The organism is Mesorhizobium sp. ORS 3428 (assembly GCF_001854785.1).
Taxonomy (GTDB): Bacteria; Pseudomonadota; Alphaproteobacteria; order Rhizobiales; family Rhizobiaceae; genus Mesorhizobium.
In genome coordinates, this window is sequence record NZ_MDFL01000001.1 from 47,790 (window position 1) to 65,882 (window position 18,093).

Genomic DNA, 18,093 nt, shown 5'->3' on the forward strand with positions numbered 1-18,093 from the left:
CCAAGTCAGCACCCCTTGAAAGTGGGCTTGCGCTTCTCGAGAAAGGCGGCAACGCCTTCCCGCTTGTCGGCGGTATCGAAAAGCAGTTGGAACGCCTTCCGCTCCAGTCTCAGAGCGGTCTCCAATGGTGCGTCCTCGCCATTGACGACGGCCTCCTTGATTTGCTCCACGGCCAGCGGCGGAAGGCGGCTGATCTTCTGCGCAATCTGCAGTGCCTGCTGCAGGGCTTGGCCCTCATCCGTGAGGGTGCTCACCAAGCCGGCGCGCTCGGCGTCTTCGGCTGAAAACGTGTCGCCGGTGAGGACCAGCATCAGCGTCTTGTATTTGCCGATCGCCCGGAGCAGCCGTTGGGTACCCCCGGCGCCCGGCATCAAGCCGAGCTTGACTTCAGGCTGTCCGAAGGTCRCCGTGCGCGCCGCAACGATGATGTCGGCATGCATGGCAAGCTCGCAGCCGCCGCCGAGCGCGAAGCCTTCGACCGCGGCAATCACCGGCTTCGGACATTTGGCGATCACGTCCCAATAACGGTGGGTGCGCTGCAGAAGCATGTCGGCCGAGCCGAGCTTCTCGAACCCCTTGATATCGGCGCCAGCGACAAAATTGCCGCCACGCCCGGTAATCACAATCGCCCGGATTTCCGGATCCTCCGAAAAGCCGGCCACCGCCGCGGCCAATCTCTCGCGTACCTCAAGATTGAGGGCATTGCGCACTTCGGGACGATTGATTTCAACCAGCCCGACATTCTCGACGGGACGGCTCTCAATGACAACCGGGGATGGAACGCTCATGGATTGCGCCGCAACAAATGGAATCTGATTTCACCTATGCGGACTATGGTCGGCGACCATGGGTGTCGCAAGCGCATTGTTGAGCGCGCCGAATATCATGGCGAGGGACGGAAGCCCCAAAGAACCCGCCCGCGCCTCTCATTAAAGTTGAATTGAGGCGGCCCGATGTGTGACGCTGTCACCGTTCTGTAACGAGCGCATACCGCACAACGAGCCGCTCCTCGAGGAAGCGGTGATCAGAGCCGGACCCGGGCTATCGGTCACGCCTTCACTTCGGCGACGACCATGCCGGAAACCGGATCGGTCACGCCAAGACCGCCGCCCAGATCTTCGAGCAGGTCGCGGAATGAATCGAGAATGGCGACCATGGCGGGCCGCGCCGCGGCGAGGCTTTCCATGCCGTCCCACTCGCCGACGAAGCAGAACGTGCGGTCGCCGGTCTCGACGAGAGCGCCCCTGAGGAAACCCGGCACGCCGATGACGGCTCTTTCATGCGCCTCGATGAACGCCCAGGCCTTGTCGGGCTTGGTGCGAAAGCGAACGACATTATACGCGGTCATGTGACTCTCCGGAAATGGGGCTGGTTTCGTACAGATGGCGAAGGCAGCGCCGAGGCCCCCGGCGAAGCGGAAGCTGTTGCCGCCGCTCGCCGAAGGCTGACGCCGCAGCCGGCTACTTGCTGGCCGCGGCGTCGCCGCCCAAGTCCTTCTTGAACTRCTCGAAGTCCACCTGCATGCCGTTGAAGATCGTGCTCCAGTGCCGTGTGATGGCCGCCATCGCCACGGCTTCCTTGATTTCGGCGTCGGTGGCGCCCGCCTGCCTGGCCGAGACCGTGTCGGACCAGATGCAGTAATTGCAAGGGATCTGCGCCGACACGGCGAGCGAGATCAGGGCCTTGGTCTTCACCGTCAGGGCGCCGTCGCTGAACTCAAGAGCCTTGGTTTCCGCCCAGGCCCCGGGCAACCCGCTTTCGGGGAACGCCTTGAGGAAATCCGGCACTTTGCCGAAGGTCTGCTCGATGTCCTTATGGGTTGTGGCGAGGGCATTGGATGCATCGCCGGCGTAAGCGGGCATCGGGACATAGGTGAGAAAGGCCGCGGCGCCGCCGGCTGCCAGCATCCGCGCGAAGGTTGAAAGCAAAGCGGTCATGATGGAACTCCTTCCTGGTCCGGGGACGCACTGCGGTCCCTACAGGAAAGAGATGCATTCGCCGCCGGGAAAGTTCGCTCGGCGAGAGCGAGCTTTCGCGGCAAGATCAGCCCATGGGAAACGGAGGACGCGCAGCCATATGGAGGTGGAGGCGCTCCACCTGCGCTGCGCCCTCCGTCATGACCATCACGACGCCGGGCGGGCAGAGATTGGGCGTTTCCGGCGGGTTGGCGATCGCCGCTTCAAGCACGGTGATGTTGTCGCTCGCCATGATCCGTTTCGGCTGAACGCGCACGCCCGTTTGCAGATCTGAATCCATCTCCGCGTCGAAATGCGCCCGGCCGCGGAAGCGGTTTCCGGTGGTTGACCAGATCAGATGCAGGTCGTCGGCGAAGTGCGAGAGGAACCTGTCCCGCTGGCCGCGATAAAGTGTGCGGAAGGCGTCTTCGTAAAACGACTGGCGTTCCGTCTGGAGTTTCTCGTGCGCCTCGTCGCGGCCCGCGGCAGACAGGAGCAGATCGGACAGTCTGATCTTGGCATCGAACAGCCGGCTCCGCACGGTGCCGACCGGCACGCCGAGGATGGACGAAACCTCCTCGTAGGAATTGTAGAAGCTGAAATAGCGCAGCATCACCGTGGCGCGGTGCTCTTCCGGCAGCTTCCGCAATGCCGCCCACACCCAGTCGCGCAGTTCGCGGCTTTCGATGCCGGTCTCGATCCGCTCGTCGTCCGGGATTTCGCGAAAATGCTGCTCCGCCTCCGCGCCGCCGATCTGGGGCCGGCGGCGCCGCCGCTCGATCAGGCAGCAGTTCCTGAGGATGGCGTGAAGCCATCCGCCGACAGCCGCGGGCTCGCGCAACTGGTCGAGCCGGGCGAGCGCGGTCAGGAAAGTGTCGTGGACGGCATCCTCGGCATTGCTCGTGTAACCGAGCAGCGAGACGGCCGCCGCATAGAGCTGCGGCCGGTGGCGCTCGAATAGCAGACCGAGGCTGTGTACTTGGCCATTCCTGGCCTCGAGGACGAGCGTCGCATCGCTGGTCCCTTTCCGCTGCGCAAGGCCCATTTGCTCCATACGCGCCTCCGGATTTCGACCCTACCATCATCCAAGATGCGCGACGGAAAGAAAAGTTCGCTCGAGACGAGACGGTTTTGCGGTTTCGGGCAGGGTTAGCAGCTCGTGTGCGGTTCGCAGTTTCTCGAAGAGGCGGTGATCCCTTGATCGGTTCCGGCGATTTTACTCGGCCGCCTGAACGTGGCCGGCCTCGATGATCGCTCTGATCTCCGAACGGCACGAACCGCAGTTGGTGCCGGCGCGCAGCGTCGAGCCGATCGCCTCCAGACTGTCGCATCCGGCTGCGACCGCCGACACGAGCTGGTTGACGCCGACATGGAAGCACGAGCAGACGACCCGGCCGATGGCGGGCATGGGCACGGGCGAGCGTCCGGACAACAGCGCGTGGCGGTCGGTTGCCGACAGCGGCTGGCGGGTGGCCAAGAGCGACACCAGCCAGTCCCGCATCGGCAACTGGTCGGGAGCGGCGACCAGCAGGGCTTCGGCCATGGCGCCGCTTTCGTCGATGGCTGCGGCGCGATAGGCGAGCCCGCGGCGATCGGTGTATTCCAGGAGCTGATCCTGCCGTTGCACGCTTAGCAGCTTGCGCGCCAGGAGAATGCCCTGGTCCGGCGGTTCGGTTCCCGTCAGCTCGTAGACCCAGCCGCCCTCGACCGCGCGGCGGCTCCAGTGGACGAAACCTGTCGGCCTGAGATCGCGCTGCGTGATCAGCACGCCGGCCCAGCCGGTGTTTTCCCGCACGATCCTCGCCGGGACATGCTTGAGCTCCGGCTGGCCGGAATGCGGATCGGTGACGGGCGAGGACAGCAGGCCGGCCGCGGCTTTGGCCGCGAACTGGCCGCTCCAGTGCATGGGCATGAAGGCATGGCCGCGGCGCTGAGCATCCGTCACCCGCACCCTGGCGCGAACGAAACCGAAGCGCGTCGAAAGATGGGCGAGGTCGCCGTCGTTGAGATGGTGCGCGGCCGCATCCGCCGGATTGAGGTCGACGGCGGGCTCCGGCGCGTTCGCCACCAGGCGCGGCACATTCCCGGTACGCGTCATGGTGTGCCATTGGTCGCGCAGCCGGCCGGTGTTCAGGACAAGCGGATAGTCGGCATCGACCGTGAAAGCCGTCGACTCCTGYCGCACCGGCACAAAGCGCGCCGGGCCGTCGGGTGTCGGAAAGCGGCCGTCGGCGAACAATCTTGTCCGCTGCTTGCTCCGGTCCGGAGCCGGCCAGTGGCGCGGCGCGAAGGCGGAGTATTGCGCGTCGTCGAGGTCTGCCAGGCCGCCGAGGTCGAGCAGGCGCTCGCCATGGTTCTCGAAGGCAGATAGCGCAGCATGCTCGCGGAAGATCTCGGCCGGCATCCGGTAGGCGAAGGCATCGCCGAAGCCCATGCGCGCGGCGACCTCGCAAATGATGCGCCAGTCGGCCTTCGCTTCGCCCGGCGGCGGCAGGAAGGGTCGCTGGCGCGAGAGGCGCCGTTCCGAATTGGTGACCGTGCCGTCCTTCTCGCCCCAGGCGGCGGCCGGCAGCAGCACGTCGGCATAGCGCGTGGTGTCCGTGCGCGTCACATCCGAAACCGCGACGAAATCGCATTTGGCGAGCGCGGCGCGCACACGCGAAGCGTCCGGCATGCTGACGGCCGGATTGGTGCCCATGACCCAAAGGGCCTTGATGCGGCCGTCGGCAACCGCTTGGAACATGTCCACGGCCTTGAGGCCGGCGCGCCGTGCGATGTCGGGCGCCTTCCAGAAGCGGGAGACCCGGTCGATGTTCGCCTCGTCGGCGAAGTCCATATGCGCGGCAAGCTGGTTGGCCAGACCTCCCACCTCGCGGCCGCCCATGGCGTTCGGCTGTCCCGTGACAGAGAACGGTCCCATRCCGGGTTTGCCGATGCGGCCGGTGGCGAGGTGGCAGTTGATGATGGCGTTGACCTTGTCGGTTCCATGCGCCGACTGATTGACGCCCTGGCTGTAGACGGTGACCGTCCGCTCGGTCTCGGCGAAGAGATCGTAGAAGGCCTGGACATCGGCCGCAGCGAGACCGCAGCCTTTGGCGACACGCGCGATCGACGGCGCGTCGGCGCCGGCCAGCCCGGCTGCGGCATCGAAGCCAGACGTATGGTCGCGAATGAAGCCGGTATCGATCYTTTCGGCGCGGGTGAGATGCGCGAGCAGGCCGTTGAACAGAAGCACATCCGTGCCGGGATCAAGCGCCAGATGCAGGTCGCACTCGTCGGCCGTGGCGGTGCGGCGCGGGTCGATGACGACGATCCTTGTTCCGCGTTCCTTTCGCGCCGCGAGCATGCGCTGGTAGAGGACGGGATGGCACCATGCCGTATTGGAGCCGGTGAGCACGATGAGATCGGCGCTCTCGAAATCCTCATAGACGCCGGGGACGATATCCTCGCCGAAAGCGCGGCGGTGGCCGGCGACCGAGGAAGCCATGCAGAGCCGCGAATTGGTGTCGATGTTGCCTGAGCCGATGAAGCCCTTCATCAGCTTGTTGGCGACGTAATAGTCTTCGGTGAGCAACTGGCCGGAGACGTAGAAGGCAACCGAGTCCGGCCCGTGCTCGGCAATCGCCTGCGAGAATTTCGCGGCCACGAGGTCGAGCGCTTCGTCCCAGCTTGCCTGCCTGCCGCCGATCTCCGGCTGGAGCAGACGGCTTTCAAGGCCAAGCGTCTCGGCAAGGGCGGCACCCTTCGAGCAGAGCCGGCCGAAATTGGCCGGGTGCTCGGGATCGCCGCGGACGGCAGCCTTGCCGTCTGCGGCGATCCCGGCCAGCACGCCACATCCCACCCCGCAATAGGGGCAGGTGGTCCTCACCTCGCGTGCGTCTTCCATGCCTCAGGCCGCTTTCGAGGCCAGCGCTTCAAGCGCGATGAAGAGCCGCTCGCCCTCGATCCTGACCGGGATTGTCCTGACCAAGCCTTCGTCGGCGCCGAGCGCCTTGCCGGTCTCCAGCGAGATCACCCAGTTGTGCAACGGGCAGGTCACCGCCGCGCCATGGACGATGCCTTGGCTCAGCGGCCCACCCTTGTGCGGGCAATGGTCGTCTATGGCATAGACCTGATCCTCCGCAGTGCGGAAGACGGCGATCTTGCCTTGCGGGGTGGCCACGCAGCGCGCGCCGCGGCGAGGGATGTCCGAGAGGGAGCCGATGGCGATCCAGTTCATGCAACCTTCCTCGTCTTGGACGGAAAGGAAAGCGCCCAGGCACCCCCCTCTGGCCTGCCGGCCATCTCCCCCGCAAGGGGGGAGATTGGCAGCTTGGGCGCCCCGCCCAATTCTGCAACCTTGGAGTTTGGCGAAAGCCGGGATGACATCCGATCTCCCCCCTTGCGGGGGAGATGGCCGGCAGGCCAGAGGGGGGTGTTCAAGCTCGACGCCGGCCAGAGGTCAACCGAACGACCGGACATTGCTGCGGTGTCTCGCGCCAACCTCTCCATCACCCCGCCGCCTCCGCAAACCCGACCAAAGCCATTGGCCGGAACTCGTGCTTGTCCTTGCCGGAGACGCGCTCCGACCACGGGTCGACCTGCGCGAATTTCTGGGAAAAGACGAAGCGCTCGAAATAGGCGCGGCGCTTCTCGACGTCGTCCAGGATCTGCTTTTTGATCTCGGCGGTGCCGATGCGCTTGGCCCATTTGTAGATGCGCTCCAGATAGCGGGCCTGCTCGCGATACATCTGGACGAGCGCCACGATCACCTCCAGCGCCTCGTCCTCGGTCTTCACCAGGCCGAGCACTTCGGTGCCCTTGATGTCGAGGCCGGCGGCTCCGGCGAAGTGGATCTCGTAACCAGAGTCGACGCAGACCACGCCGACATCCTTGCAGGTCGCCTCCGCGCAGTTGCGGGGGCATCCCGACACCGCCATCTTCACCTTGGCCGGCGTCCAGGAGCCCCACATGAACTTCTCGATGCGGATGCCCAGCCCCGTCGAATCCTGCGTGCCGAAGCGGCACCAGTCGGAGCCGACGCAAGTCTTCACCGTGCGCAGGCCCTTGGCATAGGCATGGCCGGAGACGAAGCCAGCCTTGCCGAGATCGGCCCATACCGCCGGCAGGTCCTCCTTGCGGATGCCCAGCATGTCGATGCGCTGGCCGCCGGTCACCTTCACCGTCGGGATGCGGAACTTGTCGACCACGTCGGCAATGGYGCGCAATTCGCTGGCGCTGGTCACCCCGCCCCACATGCGCGGCACGACCGAATAGGTGCCGTCCTTCTGGATGTTCGCATGCACGCGTTCGTTGATGAAGCGCGACTGGTAGTCGTCGGCATATTGGTCCGGCCAATCGCAGACGAGATAGTAGTTGAGCGCCGGCCGGCATTTGGCGCAGCCGCAGGAGGTCTTCCATTCGAGCTCCTGCATGACGGCGGGTATCGTCTTCAGGCCCTTCGTCTTGATCAGGCAGCGCACGTCGTCGTGGCCGAGCGTTGTGCAGGCACACATCGGCTGCACGGCCGCCGGATTGTAGGCATCGCCCAGCGTGAGCTTCAGGAGCTGCTCGACGAGACCCGTGCACGAGCCGCAGGAGGCCGAGGCCTTGGTGTGGGCGCGCACGTCATCGAGGCCGGTCAAGCCTTTGCTCGTGATCGCGCCGGTGATCTTGCCCTTGCAGACGCCGTTGCAGCCGCAGATTTCCGCATCATCCGCCAGTGCCGCAACGGCCGCCAAAGGGTCCGAGGAAGCGCCTCCCTGGAACGCCTGACCGAAGATCAGCGTGTCGCGCATCTCGGAGATATCGGTCGCCTTCTTCTTGAGGTCGTTGAACCAGGCACCGTCGGCGGTCTCGCCGAACAGCACCGTGCCGATGATGCGGTTGTCCTGCAACACGACACGCTTGTAGACGCCGGCCGATGCGTCGCGCAGGATGATCTCCTCGCGATCGTCGCCGTCGGCGAAGTCGCCCAGCGAATAAAGGTCGATGCCGGTGACCTTGAGCTTGGTGGGCGTGTCTGAGTGGACGAAGCGCTTGTCCTCGCCGTCCGCYAGCCTGGCAGCCGCAACGCGGGCCATCTCGTAGAGAGGGGCGACCAGCCCGTAGACGTGGYCGCCGACCTCCGCGCATTCGCCGAGCGCCATGATCGCGGGATCGGACGTCTGCATGCGGTCGTCGACGACGATGCCGCGATTGACCTCCAGTCCGGCTTCCTTGGCCAGGGAGCTGTTCGGACGGATGCCGACCGCCATCACCACGAGCGTTGCGGGGATGATCGTGCCGTCCATGAGCTCGACGCCCTCGACCTTGCCGTTGCCGAAAATGGCCTTGGTGTTGGCCTTGGTCATCACCTTGATGCCGCGCGCCTCGACGGCCTTCTGCAGCAGGTAGCCGGCAGCCGGATCGAGCTGGCGCTCCATCAGCGTCGGCATGACGTGGAGGACGGTGACGTCCATGCCGCGCTCCTTGAGTCCGGCCGCGGCTTCGAGACCGAGCAGGCCGCCGCCGATGACGATGGCCTTGGCGCGCGACTGCGCGGCAAGCAGCATGGCGTTGACGTCGTCGAGGTCGCGATAGGTGAGCACGCCGGGCAAGTCCTTGCCGGGCACCGGGATGATGAAGGGCACCGAGCCGGTGGCGATGACGAGCCTGTCGTAGCTTTCGGTCACGCCATGGTCCGAGGTGACGGTCTTCGCGTCCCTGTCGATGGCGACGATCCTGTGACCCTTGTAGAGCGTGATGCCGTGCTTGATGTACCAGCCGTCGCCGTGGATGACGATTTCCTCGAATTCCTTCTCGCCCGAAAGCACCGGCGACAGCATGATGCGGTCGTAGTTCACGCGCGRCTCGGCGTTGAAGATGGTGACGCTGTAGCGGTCGGGCGCGGCTTCCAGCAGGTGCTCCAGCATCCTGCCTGGCGCCATGCCGTTGCCGATGATGACGAGTTTTTCGCTCATGTCCGTTCTCACCCGATCTATTCGGCGGCGTAGGAAAGGGACGCGGGCTTGACGGGGGCGCGCTCCATCCGGCGGATGGCGACGTGCATCCAGACGAGGCACGAGACCACGATCAGGAAGAGCAGCATGAAGCAGCTCGACCAGACGCCGGTGAGGTCGTTCAGCGCGCCGAAGGCGATCGGCAGAACGAAACCGCCGAGGCCGCCGATCATGCCGACCACGCCGCCAACCGCGCCGACGCTTTGCGGATAGTAGGCGGGGATGTGCTTGTAGACGGCGGCCTTGCCGAGGCTCATGAAGAAGCCGAGCACGAAGGCCACGGCGATGAAAGCGAGCGGGCCGATCTCGAAGTGGAAGGGGATCGGCCCGCTGATGCCGCGCACGACATAGTCTGCCGAGGGGAGAGACAGAACGAGGGTCGCGACGGCACAGACGCTGAAGGTCCAGTAGAGCACGGTGCGGGCACCGATGCGGTCGGAAAGCACGCCGCCATAGGCGCGGAAGATGCTTGCGGGGATCGAATAGGCGGCGCCGAACATGCCGGCGGTGGCGATGCCGAAGCCGTAGACGCCGATGAGATAGCGCGGCAGCCAGAGCGACAGCGCCACGAACGCACCGAAGGAAAAGAAGTAGTAGAAGGCGAAGCGCCAGACCTGCAGGTTCTTCAGCGGCGCGAATTCCTGCCAGAAGCTTCTTGCCGGCGCGGCCTCGCCGGCGCGGCGTTCGCGGATGACCGGATCGTCGTCGGTCGTGAACCAGAACACCACGGCCATGGCGACCAGCGCCGCAGCCCAGATCAGTGCGACCGACTGCCAACCCCAGGCAATCAGCACGAAAGGCGCGGCGAATTTCGTCACCGCGGCGCCGACATTGCCGACGCCGAAGATGCCGAGCGCGGTGCCTTGCCTGCCTGCCGGGAAGAAGCGCGACACATAGGCGACGCCGACGGCGAAGGAGCCGCCTGCGAGCCCGACTCCGAGCGCGGCGACCAGCATCTGCTCATAGGTATGCGCAAAAGCGAGCAGGAAGGTGGCGACCGCGGCCGCAAGCATGGTCATGGTGTAGACAAGGCGGCCGCCGTAGCGGTCGGTCCAGACGCCAAGCACCATGCGCACGAGCGAACCGGTGAGGATCGGCGTGCCGACCAGCAGGCCGAATTCGGTCTCGTTCAGGCCGAGCTCCTGCTTTATGCGAACGCCGATGATCGAAAAGATCGTCCATACCGCAAAGCACACGGTAAAGGCGATGGTGGACATGACGAGCGCCTGCCGGGAACTGCTGTCCTGGCTTTGCGCGTCTGGGAGGTTTGCGGTCATGGTCGGCTCCGGTTTGCGGCGTGGGAGGGTCAGAAGCGCGGCATCGGTCAGCGCGGCGGGACCGGGACTTGCGCGGTCACTTGAGGGCCATTGCCCTCAGTTTCGTGGCTGGCGGGGAACAGCAGGAGCGCGGCGATGAACAGCGCCGCCGTCAAGGCGCTGCTCGCCAGGAAATCGCGGCGGGTGAAGTCTTTCAGTGAAGCGCCCGTTCCGATCCGTTTCGTCATCGTCGTCTCCGGTTGGCGCCGCCTGGGATCGGCGCCGTCGATTGCGTGCTCGGGTCCAAAACAAAAAAGCTGCCGTCCAGGCCTCTCGCGTCCGTACATCCGGGATCGCGCGTTGACCTGAGCGGCAGCTTTGCCTGTGGCGCCCGCCATTGGACGCCTGTTCTATTGCCCCGCGAGGGGCTCGACTATTTCAAAGCACGAAGCGTGCCAGTTTTGCGTCGAAGGCGAATTTGATGGAAAATCAAACTGATAAGCGCATCAGGAGCTGATACGACCAGACGGCAACCCGGTCAAACATTGATCAACGGGGCAGGCAGCGCGCATAAATTTTGTGCAATGCACAAGAATGGCGCGCAAATGATCAGGTGCGCTTTTGGCCGGCGATGTAGGCGTCGATCCGGTCCGGATCGAAGATCTGGCCATCGAAAAATCCGTCGGGCCCAAGCACAAGGCTCGCTCCCGCCGAGCCGACCGGCGTCGCCGCCTTCAGCGCCCCTTCGACTTTGGCATTGGCGCCGGGGAGCGCCACGCCGAGCGGCTTGAGCGCCGAGCGGTAGAGGTCGGGCCGATAGCAGTCGCGCGCGACGGCCAGGTTTTGCGGCGTATGCGGCAACTGCCCCCAGCGCACCATTTGCGTGTAGAACYAAAGCGCGTGGCTCTTCCAGGGAAAGTTCGCAGCCTTGTCGAAGGGCAGGAAGAAATCCTCTACATGCCGCTCCACGCCTCCTCCGAGCTGAAGGTGCCCGGTGAGCGCCGGCATCTGGATCGCCTCCGGCTGATYGAGGAAGGCGGACCTCGCCATCAGCGTGGCCAGTTCGTCGCGATTTGCCGGGTTCTGGCACCAGCGGGCGGAATGATGCAGCGCTCTCAGTAGCGCAGCCAGCGCATCCGGATTCTCCTCGGCCCAGGCCCTCCGCACGCCGATTACCTTTTCCGGGCTGTTGCGCCATAGCAGCGCCTTGACGGTGACGATGCGGCCGGTGCCGGCGGTAACTGCGGCGCTATTCCAGGGCTCGCCGACGCAATAGCCGTCGATGCGGCCGGCGGAGAGCGCATCGGCCATGAAGGGCGGCGGCACGATGACGATCTCGATATCGCGGTCGGGATCGATGCCGCAGGCGGCGAGCCAATAGCGCAGCTCGTAATTATGTCCCGAATGCGGGTGCACGACGGCGAAACGCAGAGGCTCGCGGCCGGCAGCCGCCCGCTCGCGGATCAGCGCGCCCAGCGCCGCCCCGGCACGCGCCGGATCGAGGTCGGGCGCGGCGCCGTGCGCCGACATGCCTTCCCACAGCGCACTGGAGACGGTGACGCAGTTGCCGCCGAGCCCGAGCGAGAAGGGGACTATGGTCTCGGAGGCAAGCGGCGTGAGGCCAAGGCTGCAGGCGAGCGGCATCGGTCCCAGCATATGGGCGACGTCGAAATGGCCGATGGCGATGCGGTCGCGGATGTTGGCCCAGGAGGTCTCGCGATGCAGCTTGAGCTCGATGCCCTCGCGGGCGGCAAAGCCCATCTCGCTGGCCGCCACCAGAACCGCGCTGTCGAAGAGCGGCATGAAGCCGGCGGTGATCTCATGTGCAGCGGCCATGCTCATTCGCCCTCCAGCGGTCCCAGCAGCCCTGCCGCCGTCACCAGGCTGTGGGCGATCTCGGCGATCTTGCGGTTCTGGTTCATGGCGGTTTTGCGCAGAAGCGCGTAGGCAGCCTCCTCGCTCAAGCCGCGCGACTTCATCAATATGCCCTTGGCCCGGTCGACCACTTTGCGGTTCTCGAGCTCGCTGCGTGCTTCCTCCAATTCGCGCGCCATGCGCGAGAAGGCATTGAAGCGGCTGATCGCCATGTCGAGGATCGGCTTGATGCGCTCCTTCTTCAGCCCGTCGACCACATAGGCGGACACGCCGGCATCGACCGCCGCCTCGATCGAGGCCCGGTCGGAGCGGTCGACAAACATCGCGATCGGCCGTTTCACCGCGCGCGAAAGCTGGAACATGTTCTCCAGCATGTCGCGGTTGGGATTTTCGAGATCGATGACAATGACGTCCGGCTCGATATCGGCGATGCGCTTGGCGATGCCGGCCACGTCATGGACCACGGTGACATGCAAATGGCCGGCGTCCCGCAATCCGGCCTCGATGATCGACGCGCGGATGYGGTTCTCATCGATAACAAGGATGGTCAACGAACCGGCCAGCATGCGCCTATTGTGCAGTCGGCCAGAAATTGTGCAATGCGGTAGTGTGACCTGAAAGCAACTCTGTGGCGCTTAGTCGATCTTCGCATCCCGATGTTCAAACTGCCGGATTTCCGAAGACAGGGCCTTCGCTGGCCCAAAACGGCCAAAAACGTATCAGTCGGCGCGGCGTGGCGAGGTGGCGGACATTCCTGACCGCCGTTATCCTGACCTAGATGAGCCGGAAAAAAACGGCCGCGGTTCGAAGGCTGAAAGCCCCTGACAGCCTCCGGGAGGAAACAATGGGACCCGATCTGGAAGTCATACAGATAAGGCCTGGCGAGTCATTCGCGGTGAGGTGGCATGGTTATCCGTACCATACCGTGCGCTGGCATTTTCATCCGGAATACGAACTRCACCAGATCGTCGCGACCAAGGGCCGCTATTTCGTCGGCGACTTCATCGGCGAGTTCGRGATCGGCAATCTCGTGCTCACCGGTCCGAACCTGCCGCACAACTGGATCAGCGAGGTTCCCGATGGCCAGTCCGTTCCCCTGCGCTGCAGGCTGATCCAGTTCAGCGAGGAATTCATCGGCGGGGCGATCGCCACCTTTCCCGAGCTTGGCGCCGTTTCTCCGCTGCTCGACCTGTCGCGGCGCGGCGTCCTGTTCAGCAGGAGCGTGAGCAGGGAGGTTATGCCGCTGCTGGCGGAGATCACGCATGCCTATGGCGTGCACCGGATCAGCCTGTTCATGTCGATCATGGAAGCGCTGAGCCGCGAGAGCGCGCCGCGCGTGCTCGCCAGCGAAAGCTATCTGCCTGACCCGTCGGGATATATGTCGGCGGGGATGAACCAGGCGCTGGCCTATATCCGCGAGAACCTCACCCAGCAATTCGATGAAGGCGACCTGGCGGCGATCGCCGGGCAGACTCCGAGCGCCTTCTCGCGCTCGTTTCGTAAGCATACCGGGATGTCGCTGCTTCAATACATCAAGCGCCTGCGCATCAACCTCGCATGCCAGATCCTGATGAGCGACGAGCAGGCACAGATATCGGACATCTGCTTCGAGGTCGGGTTCAACAATCTGTCGAACTTCAACCGCCAGTTCCTGGCCGAGAAGGGCATGCCGCCGTCGCAGTTCAGACGATTGGTTGCGGATAATTTCGCGGCCGCGCGCGCCGCATAGACGCGCGCGCCGCATAGAAAGGAGTTTGGGAGGAAAAACAGGCCTAGATGAGATCATAGACGAAGCGATGGCTCGCGCAAGCGAACCAGCGACAGGTAAGTATTGCCTCGTGCAATTCCAGCGGGAGGAAGCCGTGATGCTGGTGCACGAGTTTCACTAGACTTCCGATAGGGCAGTGCGATCTGACATTCGCGGCCTGATGTCGATGTCTATTACATCAAACAACGGGAATGGRGAAGACCTTATGTCCAGATACATGTCCAGATTGACAGCGGCCGCGATGGCCGTCTCGAGCCTCGCCTTCGGCGCGACGTTTGCCAACGCGCAGGATATCGCCGGTTCCACGATCGCGTTCCTGATGCCCGACCAGGGCTCGACGCGTTACGAGGAGCATGACCATCCGGGCTTCGTGGCCGAAATGAAGAAGCTCTGCGACAGCTGCAAGGTGCTCTACCTCAATGCCGACGCCGACGTCACCAAGCAGCAGCAGCAATTCAATTCGGTCATCACCCAGGGCGCCAAGGTCGTCGTGCTCGATCCGGTCGATTCCGCGGCGGCGGCGTCGCTGGTGCACAACGCGCAGGCCCAGGGCGTCAAGGTTATCGCCTATGATCGGCCGATCCCCACGGCCAAGGCCGACTTCTACGTGTCGTTCGACAACAAGGCCATCGGCAAGGCGATCGCCGCCTCGCTGGTCGAGCACCTCAAGGCCAAGGGCGTGTCGAGCGACGGCGATGTCGGCGTGCTGCAGATCAACGGCTCTCCGACCGACGCCGCGGCGGGCCTTATCAAGGACGGCATCCATGAGGGCCTCAAGACCGGCAGCTACAAGACGCTCGCCGAGTTCGACACGCCGAACTGGGCGCCGTCGAATGCCCAGCAATGGGCAGCGGGCCAGATCGCGCGCTTCGGTAACAAGATCGTCGGCGTGGTCGCCGCCAATGACGGCACCGGCGGCGGCGCCATCGCCGCGTTCAAGGCAGCCGGCGTCGATCCGGTGCCGACGGTGACGGGCAACGACGCCACGATCGCCGCCTTGCAGCTCATCATTGCCGGCGACCAGTACAACACTATTTCGAAGCCGAGCGAAATCGTCGCCGCCGCGGCAGCAAACGTCGCGGTGCAGCTTCTCAAGGGCGAGACTCCGAAAGCCGAGACGACACTCTACGATACGCCCTCGCAGCTCTTCGTGCCGGCGGTGGTGACTCAGGAGAATCTCAAGGCCGAGATCATCGACAAGAAGATCCAGACAGCAGCCCAGCTCTGCACCGACCGCTACGCCGAAGGCTGCAAGAAGCTCGGCATTGAATAAGGAGCGATGCGGCTGAAGCCGCATCGTCTCCCAGAAGCGACGCGGCCCAGACCGCGTCGCCTGCGCTCGGCAGCCCCAAGGGGCCGACGGCCGGGCGTGTCCGGCCGCATCCTCCCGGCGGCCGGACATATCGACCAAAACGCGGGAAGAGAGACAGGCCATGGCAATACCCGACGCACCGCCCACGACAAGCCGCCCGCCGGTACTCAGCCTGCGCGGCATCTCGAAGAATTTCGGGGCGGTGTCGGCGCTCACTGATGTCGACCTCGACATCAATGCCGGGGAGATCGTCGCCCTGGTCGGCGACAACGGCGCCGGCAAGTCGACGCTGGTGAAGATCCTAGCCGGTGCGCATCCGCCGAGCTCCGGCTCGATCACTTTCGACGGCCAGCCGGTGACGATTGCCAATCCCGCCGCGGCACTGAAGCTTGGCATCGCCACCGTCTTCCAGGATCTCGCGCTTTGCGAGAATCTCGATGTCGTGGCCAACATCTTCCTCGGCCGCGAACTCCACCCGCTTCGCCTCGACGAAGTCTCGATGGAGGTCCGCGCCTGGACGCTGCTCAACGAGCTCTCCGCGCGAATTCCCAGCGTGCGCGAACCGGTGGCGTCGCTCTCGGGCGGGCAGCGCCAGACGGTGGCGATTGCCCGCTCGCTGTTGATGGAGCCGCGCGTGATCCTCCTCGACGAGCCAACCGCGGCGCTTGGCGTCGCGCAGACCGCCGAGGTGCTCAACCTCATCGAGCGCGTGAGGGATCGCGGATTGGGCGTCGTCATGATCAGCCACAACATGGAGGACGTGCGCGCCGTGGCCGACCGCATCGTGGTGCTGAGGCTCGGCCGCAACAACGGCGTCTTCCTGCCCGGGGCATCCAACCAGGAACTGGTGACAGCGATAACCGGTGCCGACGACAACGCCGTCTCGCGGCGCGGCAGGCGCACGGCCGAGAAGGCGCAGGGAGGAGAACAGCCATGACAACGGCTTCCGACCGCAACCCCGGGGCGCTGCTCGATCGCAGCGACGAAAGGCTGAAGGACCGCAGCGGCGCCAGGGGCGCCATCAGAGGTTTCCTCGACCGCATCCGGYCGGGCGATCTCGGCTCGCTGCCCGTGGTTGTCGGGCTGGTCCTGATCTGCACGATCTTCCAGACGCTCAACCCGGTCTTCCTGTCGCCGAACAACCTGGTCAACCTATTGTTCGACTGCTCGACGGTCGGCATCATCTCGCTCGGTATCGTCTGCGTCCTGATGGTCGGCGAGATCGACCTGTCGGTCGGGTCCGTCAGCGGCCTGTCCTCGGCGCTGCTCGGCGTGCTGTGGGTCCAGTGGGRCTGGCCGGTCGCGCTTGCCATCATCACCGCCATGGCGGTCGGCTTCGTGATCGGCTGCGTCTATGCGCTGCTGCTCAATCGGCTCGRCATGCCGAGCTTCGTTTCAACGCTGTCGGGCCTGCTCGCCTTCCTCGGGATGCAGCTCTACATCCTCGGCCCGACCGGCTCGATCAATCTACCCTATGATTCGCCGTTGGTGAATTTCGGCCAGCTCCTGGTGATGCCGCACTGGGTGTCGCACACTCTGGCCGTGGTGCCTGGCGTGCTTGCCCTGGCTCTCGGCTATCGCAAGGCGCAGCGCCGCCAGGCCGCCGGGCTTTCGTCGCGTTCGTTCGGCGGGCTTCTGTTCCAGGCTGTGATGATCACCCTCGTGCTCGAATTGGTGACTTACTACCTCAACCTCTCGCGCGGCGTGCCCTGGATGTTCGCGCTGTTCGTCGGCCTGGTCGTGGCGATGAATTACGCGCTGAAGCGGACCCAATGGGGCCGCTCGATGACCGCCGTCGGCGGCAACCGGGAGGCGGCGCGACGCGCCGRCATCAATGTGCGGCTGATCTACGCCAGCGCCTTCGCTCTCTGCGCCACATTTGCCGCGACCGGCGGCCTGCTCTCGGCCGCGCGGCTCRCCAGCTCCAGCCAGCAGGCCGGCACCGGCGACGTCAACCTCAACGCCATCGCGGCGGCCGTCATCGGCGGCACCAGCCTGTTCGGCGGCCGCGGCAGCGCCTATTCGGCGCTGCTCGGCATCATCGTCATCCAATCCATCGCAAGCGGCCTGACGCTGCTCGATCTGTCATCCTCGCTCCGGTACATGATCACCGGCTGCGTCCTGGCGATCGCGGTCATCGTCGATTCTCTCGCCCGCCGCTCGCGTGTTTCACACGGCCGCGCCTGACGGCTCATCGAAGAGGATCGCAATGTCTGAAAGTCTCTCCGGCAAGGTTGCCGCAATCACTGGTGCTGCCTCCGGTATAGGACTGGAATGCGCCCGCACCATGCTCGCCGCCGGTGCAAAGGTCGTGCTGGTGGACCGGGCCGAAGACCGGCTGAATGCGCTTGCCGCCGAGCTGGGCGACAACGCTTACGCCGTGGTCACCGACCTGCTCGATCCGGCGAGCGTCAATCGCATGATGCCCGAGATCCTCGAAAAGGCGGGTCGCCTGGACATCTTCCACGCCAATGCCGGGGCCTATGTCGGCGGCGAGGTGGCGACGGGCGATCCCGACCAGTGGGACAAGATGCTCAACCTCAACATCAATGCGGTGTTTCGCACGGTGCACGCCGTGCTGCCGCATATGATCGAGAAAAAGGGCGGCGACATCATCGTCACCAGTTCGGTGGCTGGCTTCGTTCCCGTGGTCTGGGAGCCGATCTACACCGCGTCGAAATTCGCCGTGCAGGCTTTCGTCCATACGGTTCGCCGCCAGGTTCTGAAGCACGGCATCCGCGTCGGCGCGGTCGCTCCCGGTCCGGTGGTGACAGCGTTGCTCAGCGACTGGCCGAAGGCCAAGATGGAGGAGGCGCTTGCCGCCGGCAGCCTGATGGAAGCCAAGGAAGTGGCCGACGCCGTGCTCTTCATGCTGACACGGCCGCGCAACGTCACCATCCGCGATCTCGTCATCCTGCCGCAGAGCGTGGACATCTGAAGGCAGCCG

Annotated in this window: 16 protein-coding genes; 5 read left to right on the top strand and 11 right to left on the bottom strand. The window is 64.9% G+C overall.

Annotated features, from left to right (window positions below):
• Positions 1 to 5 precede the first annotated feature (5 nt).
• The 11 genes from ORS3428_RS00220 to ORS3428_RS00270 form a co-directional block, all read right to left on the bottom strand.
• A complete protein-coding gene (locus tag ORS3428_RS00220) occupies positions 6 to 788 on the bottom strand; it encodes an enoyl-CoA hydratase-related protein (RefSeq protein ID WP_071093795.1) in 783 nt (260 codons plus the stop codon).
• Between the two features lie 260 nt (positions 789 to 1,048).
• Positions 1,049 to 1,348, bottom strand: a complete 300-nt coding sequence (locus tag ORS3428_RS00225) for an antibiotic biosynthesis monooxygenase (RefSeq protein ID WP_071093796.1) — start codon at positions 1,346 to 1,348, stop codon at positions 1,049 to 1,051.
• Positions 1,349 to 1,460: 112 nt separating this feature from the next.
• Positions 1,461 to 1,937, bottom strand: coding sequence for a carboxymuconolactone decarboxylase family protein (locus tag ORS3428_RS00230; RefSeq protein WP_071093797.1), 477 nt, complete (start codon positions 1,935 to 1,937; stop codon positions 1,461 to 1,463).
• A 106-nt stretch (positions 1,938 to 2,043) separates the two neighbouring features.
• Positions 2,044 to 3,009, bottom strand: coding sequence for an RNA polymerase sigma factor (locus tag ORS3428_RS00235; RefSeq protein ID WP_071093798.1), 966 nt, complete (start codon positions 3,007 to 3,009; stop codon positions 2,044 to 2,046).
• Positions 3,010 to 3,171: 162 nt separating this feature from the next.
• Positions 3,172 to 5,841: a nitrate reductase gene (locus ORS3428_RS00240; RefSeq protein ID WP_071093799.1), complete on the bottom strand. Its 2,670-nt coding sequence runs from the start codon at positions 5,839 to 5,841 to the stop codon at positions 3,172 to 3,174.
• Between the two features lie 3 nt (positions 5,842 to 5,844).
• Entirely contained in the window at positions 5,845 to 6,174 is a 330-nt protein-coding gene (gene nirD, locus ORS3428_RS00245) for a nitrite reductase small subunit NirD (RefSeq protein WP_071093800.1), read from the bottom strand.
• A gap of 271 nt (positions 6,175 to 6,445) precedes the next feature.
• Entirely contained in the window at positions 6,446 to 8,896 is a 2,451-nt protein-coding gene (gene nirB / locus ORS3428_RS00250) for a nitrite reductase large subunit NirB (protein WP_071093801.1), read from the bottom strand.
• Positions 8,897 to 8,913: 17 nt separating this feature from the next.
• Positions 8,914 to 10,212: an MFS transporter gene (locus tag ORS3428_RS00255; protein WP_071093802.1), complete on the bottom strand. Its 1,299-nt coding sequence runs from the start codon at positions 10,210 to 10,212 to the stop codon at positions 8,914 to 8,916.
• Positions 10,213 to 10,259: 47 nt separating this feature from the next.
• Positions 10,260 to 10,439 (bottom strand): twin-arginine translocation signal domain-containing protein, encoded by a 180-nt coding sequence (locus ORS3428_RS00260; RefSeq protein ID WP_071094031.1) that lies wholly within the window; start codon positions 10,437 to 10,439, stop codon positions 10,260 to 10,262.
• Positions 10,440 to 10,800: 361 nt separating this feature from the next.
• Entirely contained in the window at positions 10,801 to 12,027 is a 1,227-nt protein-coding gene (locus tag ORS3428_RS00265; protein WP_071093803.1) for a CmpA/NrtA family ABC transporter substrate-binding protein, read from the bottom strand.
• Between the two features lie 2 nt (positions 12,028 to 12,029).
• Positions 12,030 to 12,632, bottom strand: coding sequence for an ANTAR domain-containing response regulator (locus tag ORS3428_RS00270; protein ID WP_071093804.1), 603 nt, complete (start codon positions 12,630 to 12,632; stop codon positions 12,030 to 12,032).
• A gap of 278 nt (positions 12,633 to 12,910) precedes the next feature.
• Between ORS3428_RS00270 and ORS3428_RS00275 the strand changes: the two genes are divergently transcribed.
• From ORS3428_RS00275 to ORS3428_RS00295, 5 genes are all read left to right on the top strand, one after another.
• Positions 12,911 to 13,795 (top strand): AraC family transcriptional regulator, encoded by an 885-nt coding sequence (locus ORS3428_RS00275; RefSeq protein WP_071093805.1) that lies wholly within the window; start codon positions 12,911 to 12,913, stop codon positions 13,793 to 13,795.
• 244 nt (positions 13,796 to 14,039) lie between these two features.
• Positions 14,040 to 15,107 (top strand): ABC transporter substrate-binding protein, encoded by a 1,068-nt coding sequence (locus ORS3428_RS00280; RefSeq protein ID WP_071093806.1) that lies wholly within the window; start codon positions 14,040 to 14,042, stop codon positions 15,105 to 15,107.
• Positions 15,108 to 15,267: 160 nt separating this feature from the next.
• On the top strand, positions 15,268 to 16,083 hold the full coding sequence (locus ORS3428_RS00285) for an ATP-binding cassette domain-containing protein (protein WP_071093807.1): 816 nt from the start codon (positions 15,268 to 15,270) through the stop codon (positions 16,081 to 16,083).
• Positions 16,080 to 17,333, top strand: coding sequence for a sugar ABC transporter permease (locus tag ORS3428_RS00290; protein WP_071093808.1), 1,254 nt, complete (start codon positions 16,080 to 16,082; stop codon positions 17,331 to 17,333). Before ORS3428_RS00285 ends, ORS3428_RS00290 begins: the two co-directional genes overlap by 4 nt.
• Before the next feature lie 22 nt (positions 17,334 to 17,355).
• On the top strand, positions 17,356 to 18,084 hold the full coding sequence (locus ORS3428_RS00295) for an SDR family oxidoreductase (protein WP_071093809.1): 729 nt from the start codon (positions 17,356 to 17,358) through the stop codon (positions 18,082 to 18,084).
• The last annotated feature ends 9 nt before the right edge of the window (positions 18,085 to 18,093 follow it).

Bases quoted from the DNA above. Each gene is read 5' to 3' on its own strand.
- ORS3428_RS00225 (WP_071093796.1), bottom strand. From the start codon at position 1,348: ATGACCGCGTATAATGTCGTTCGCTTTCGCACCAAGCCCGACAAGGCC.
- ORS3428_RS00235 (WP_071093798.1), bottom strand. From the start codon at position 3,009: ATGGAGCAAATGGGCCTTGCGCAGCGGAAAGGGACCAGCGATGCGACG.
- nirD (WP_071093800.1), bottom strand. From the start codon at position 6,174: ATGAACTGGATCGCCATCGGCTCCCTCTCGGACATCCCTCGCCGCGGC.
- ORS3428_RS00255 (WP_071093802.1), bottom strand. From the start codon at position 10,212: ATGACCGCAAACCTCCCAGACGCGCAAAGCCAGGACAGCAGTTCCCGG.
- ORS3428_RS00260 (WP_071094031.1), bottom strand. From the start codon at position 10,439: ATGACGAAACGGATCGGAACGGGCGCTTCACTGAAAGACTTCACCCGC.
- ORS3428_RS00280 (WP_071093806.1), top strand. From the start codon at position 14,040: ATGTCCAGATACATGTCCAGATTGACAGCGGCCGCGATGGCCGTCTCG.
- ORS3428_RS00285 (WP_071093807.1), top strand. From the start codon at position 15,268: ATGGCAATACCCGACGCACCGCCCACGACAAGCCGCCCGCCGGTACTC.
- ORS3428_RS00295 (WP_071093809.1), top strand. From the start codon at position 17,356: ATGTCTGAAAGTCTCTCCGGCAAGGTTGCCGCAATCACTGGTGCTGCC.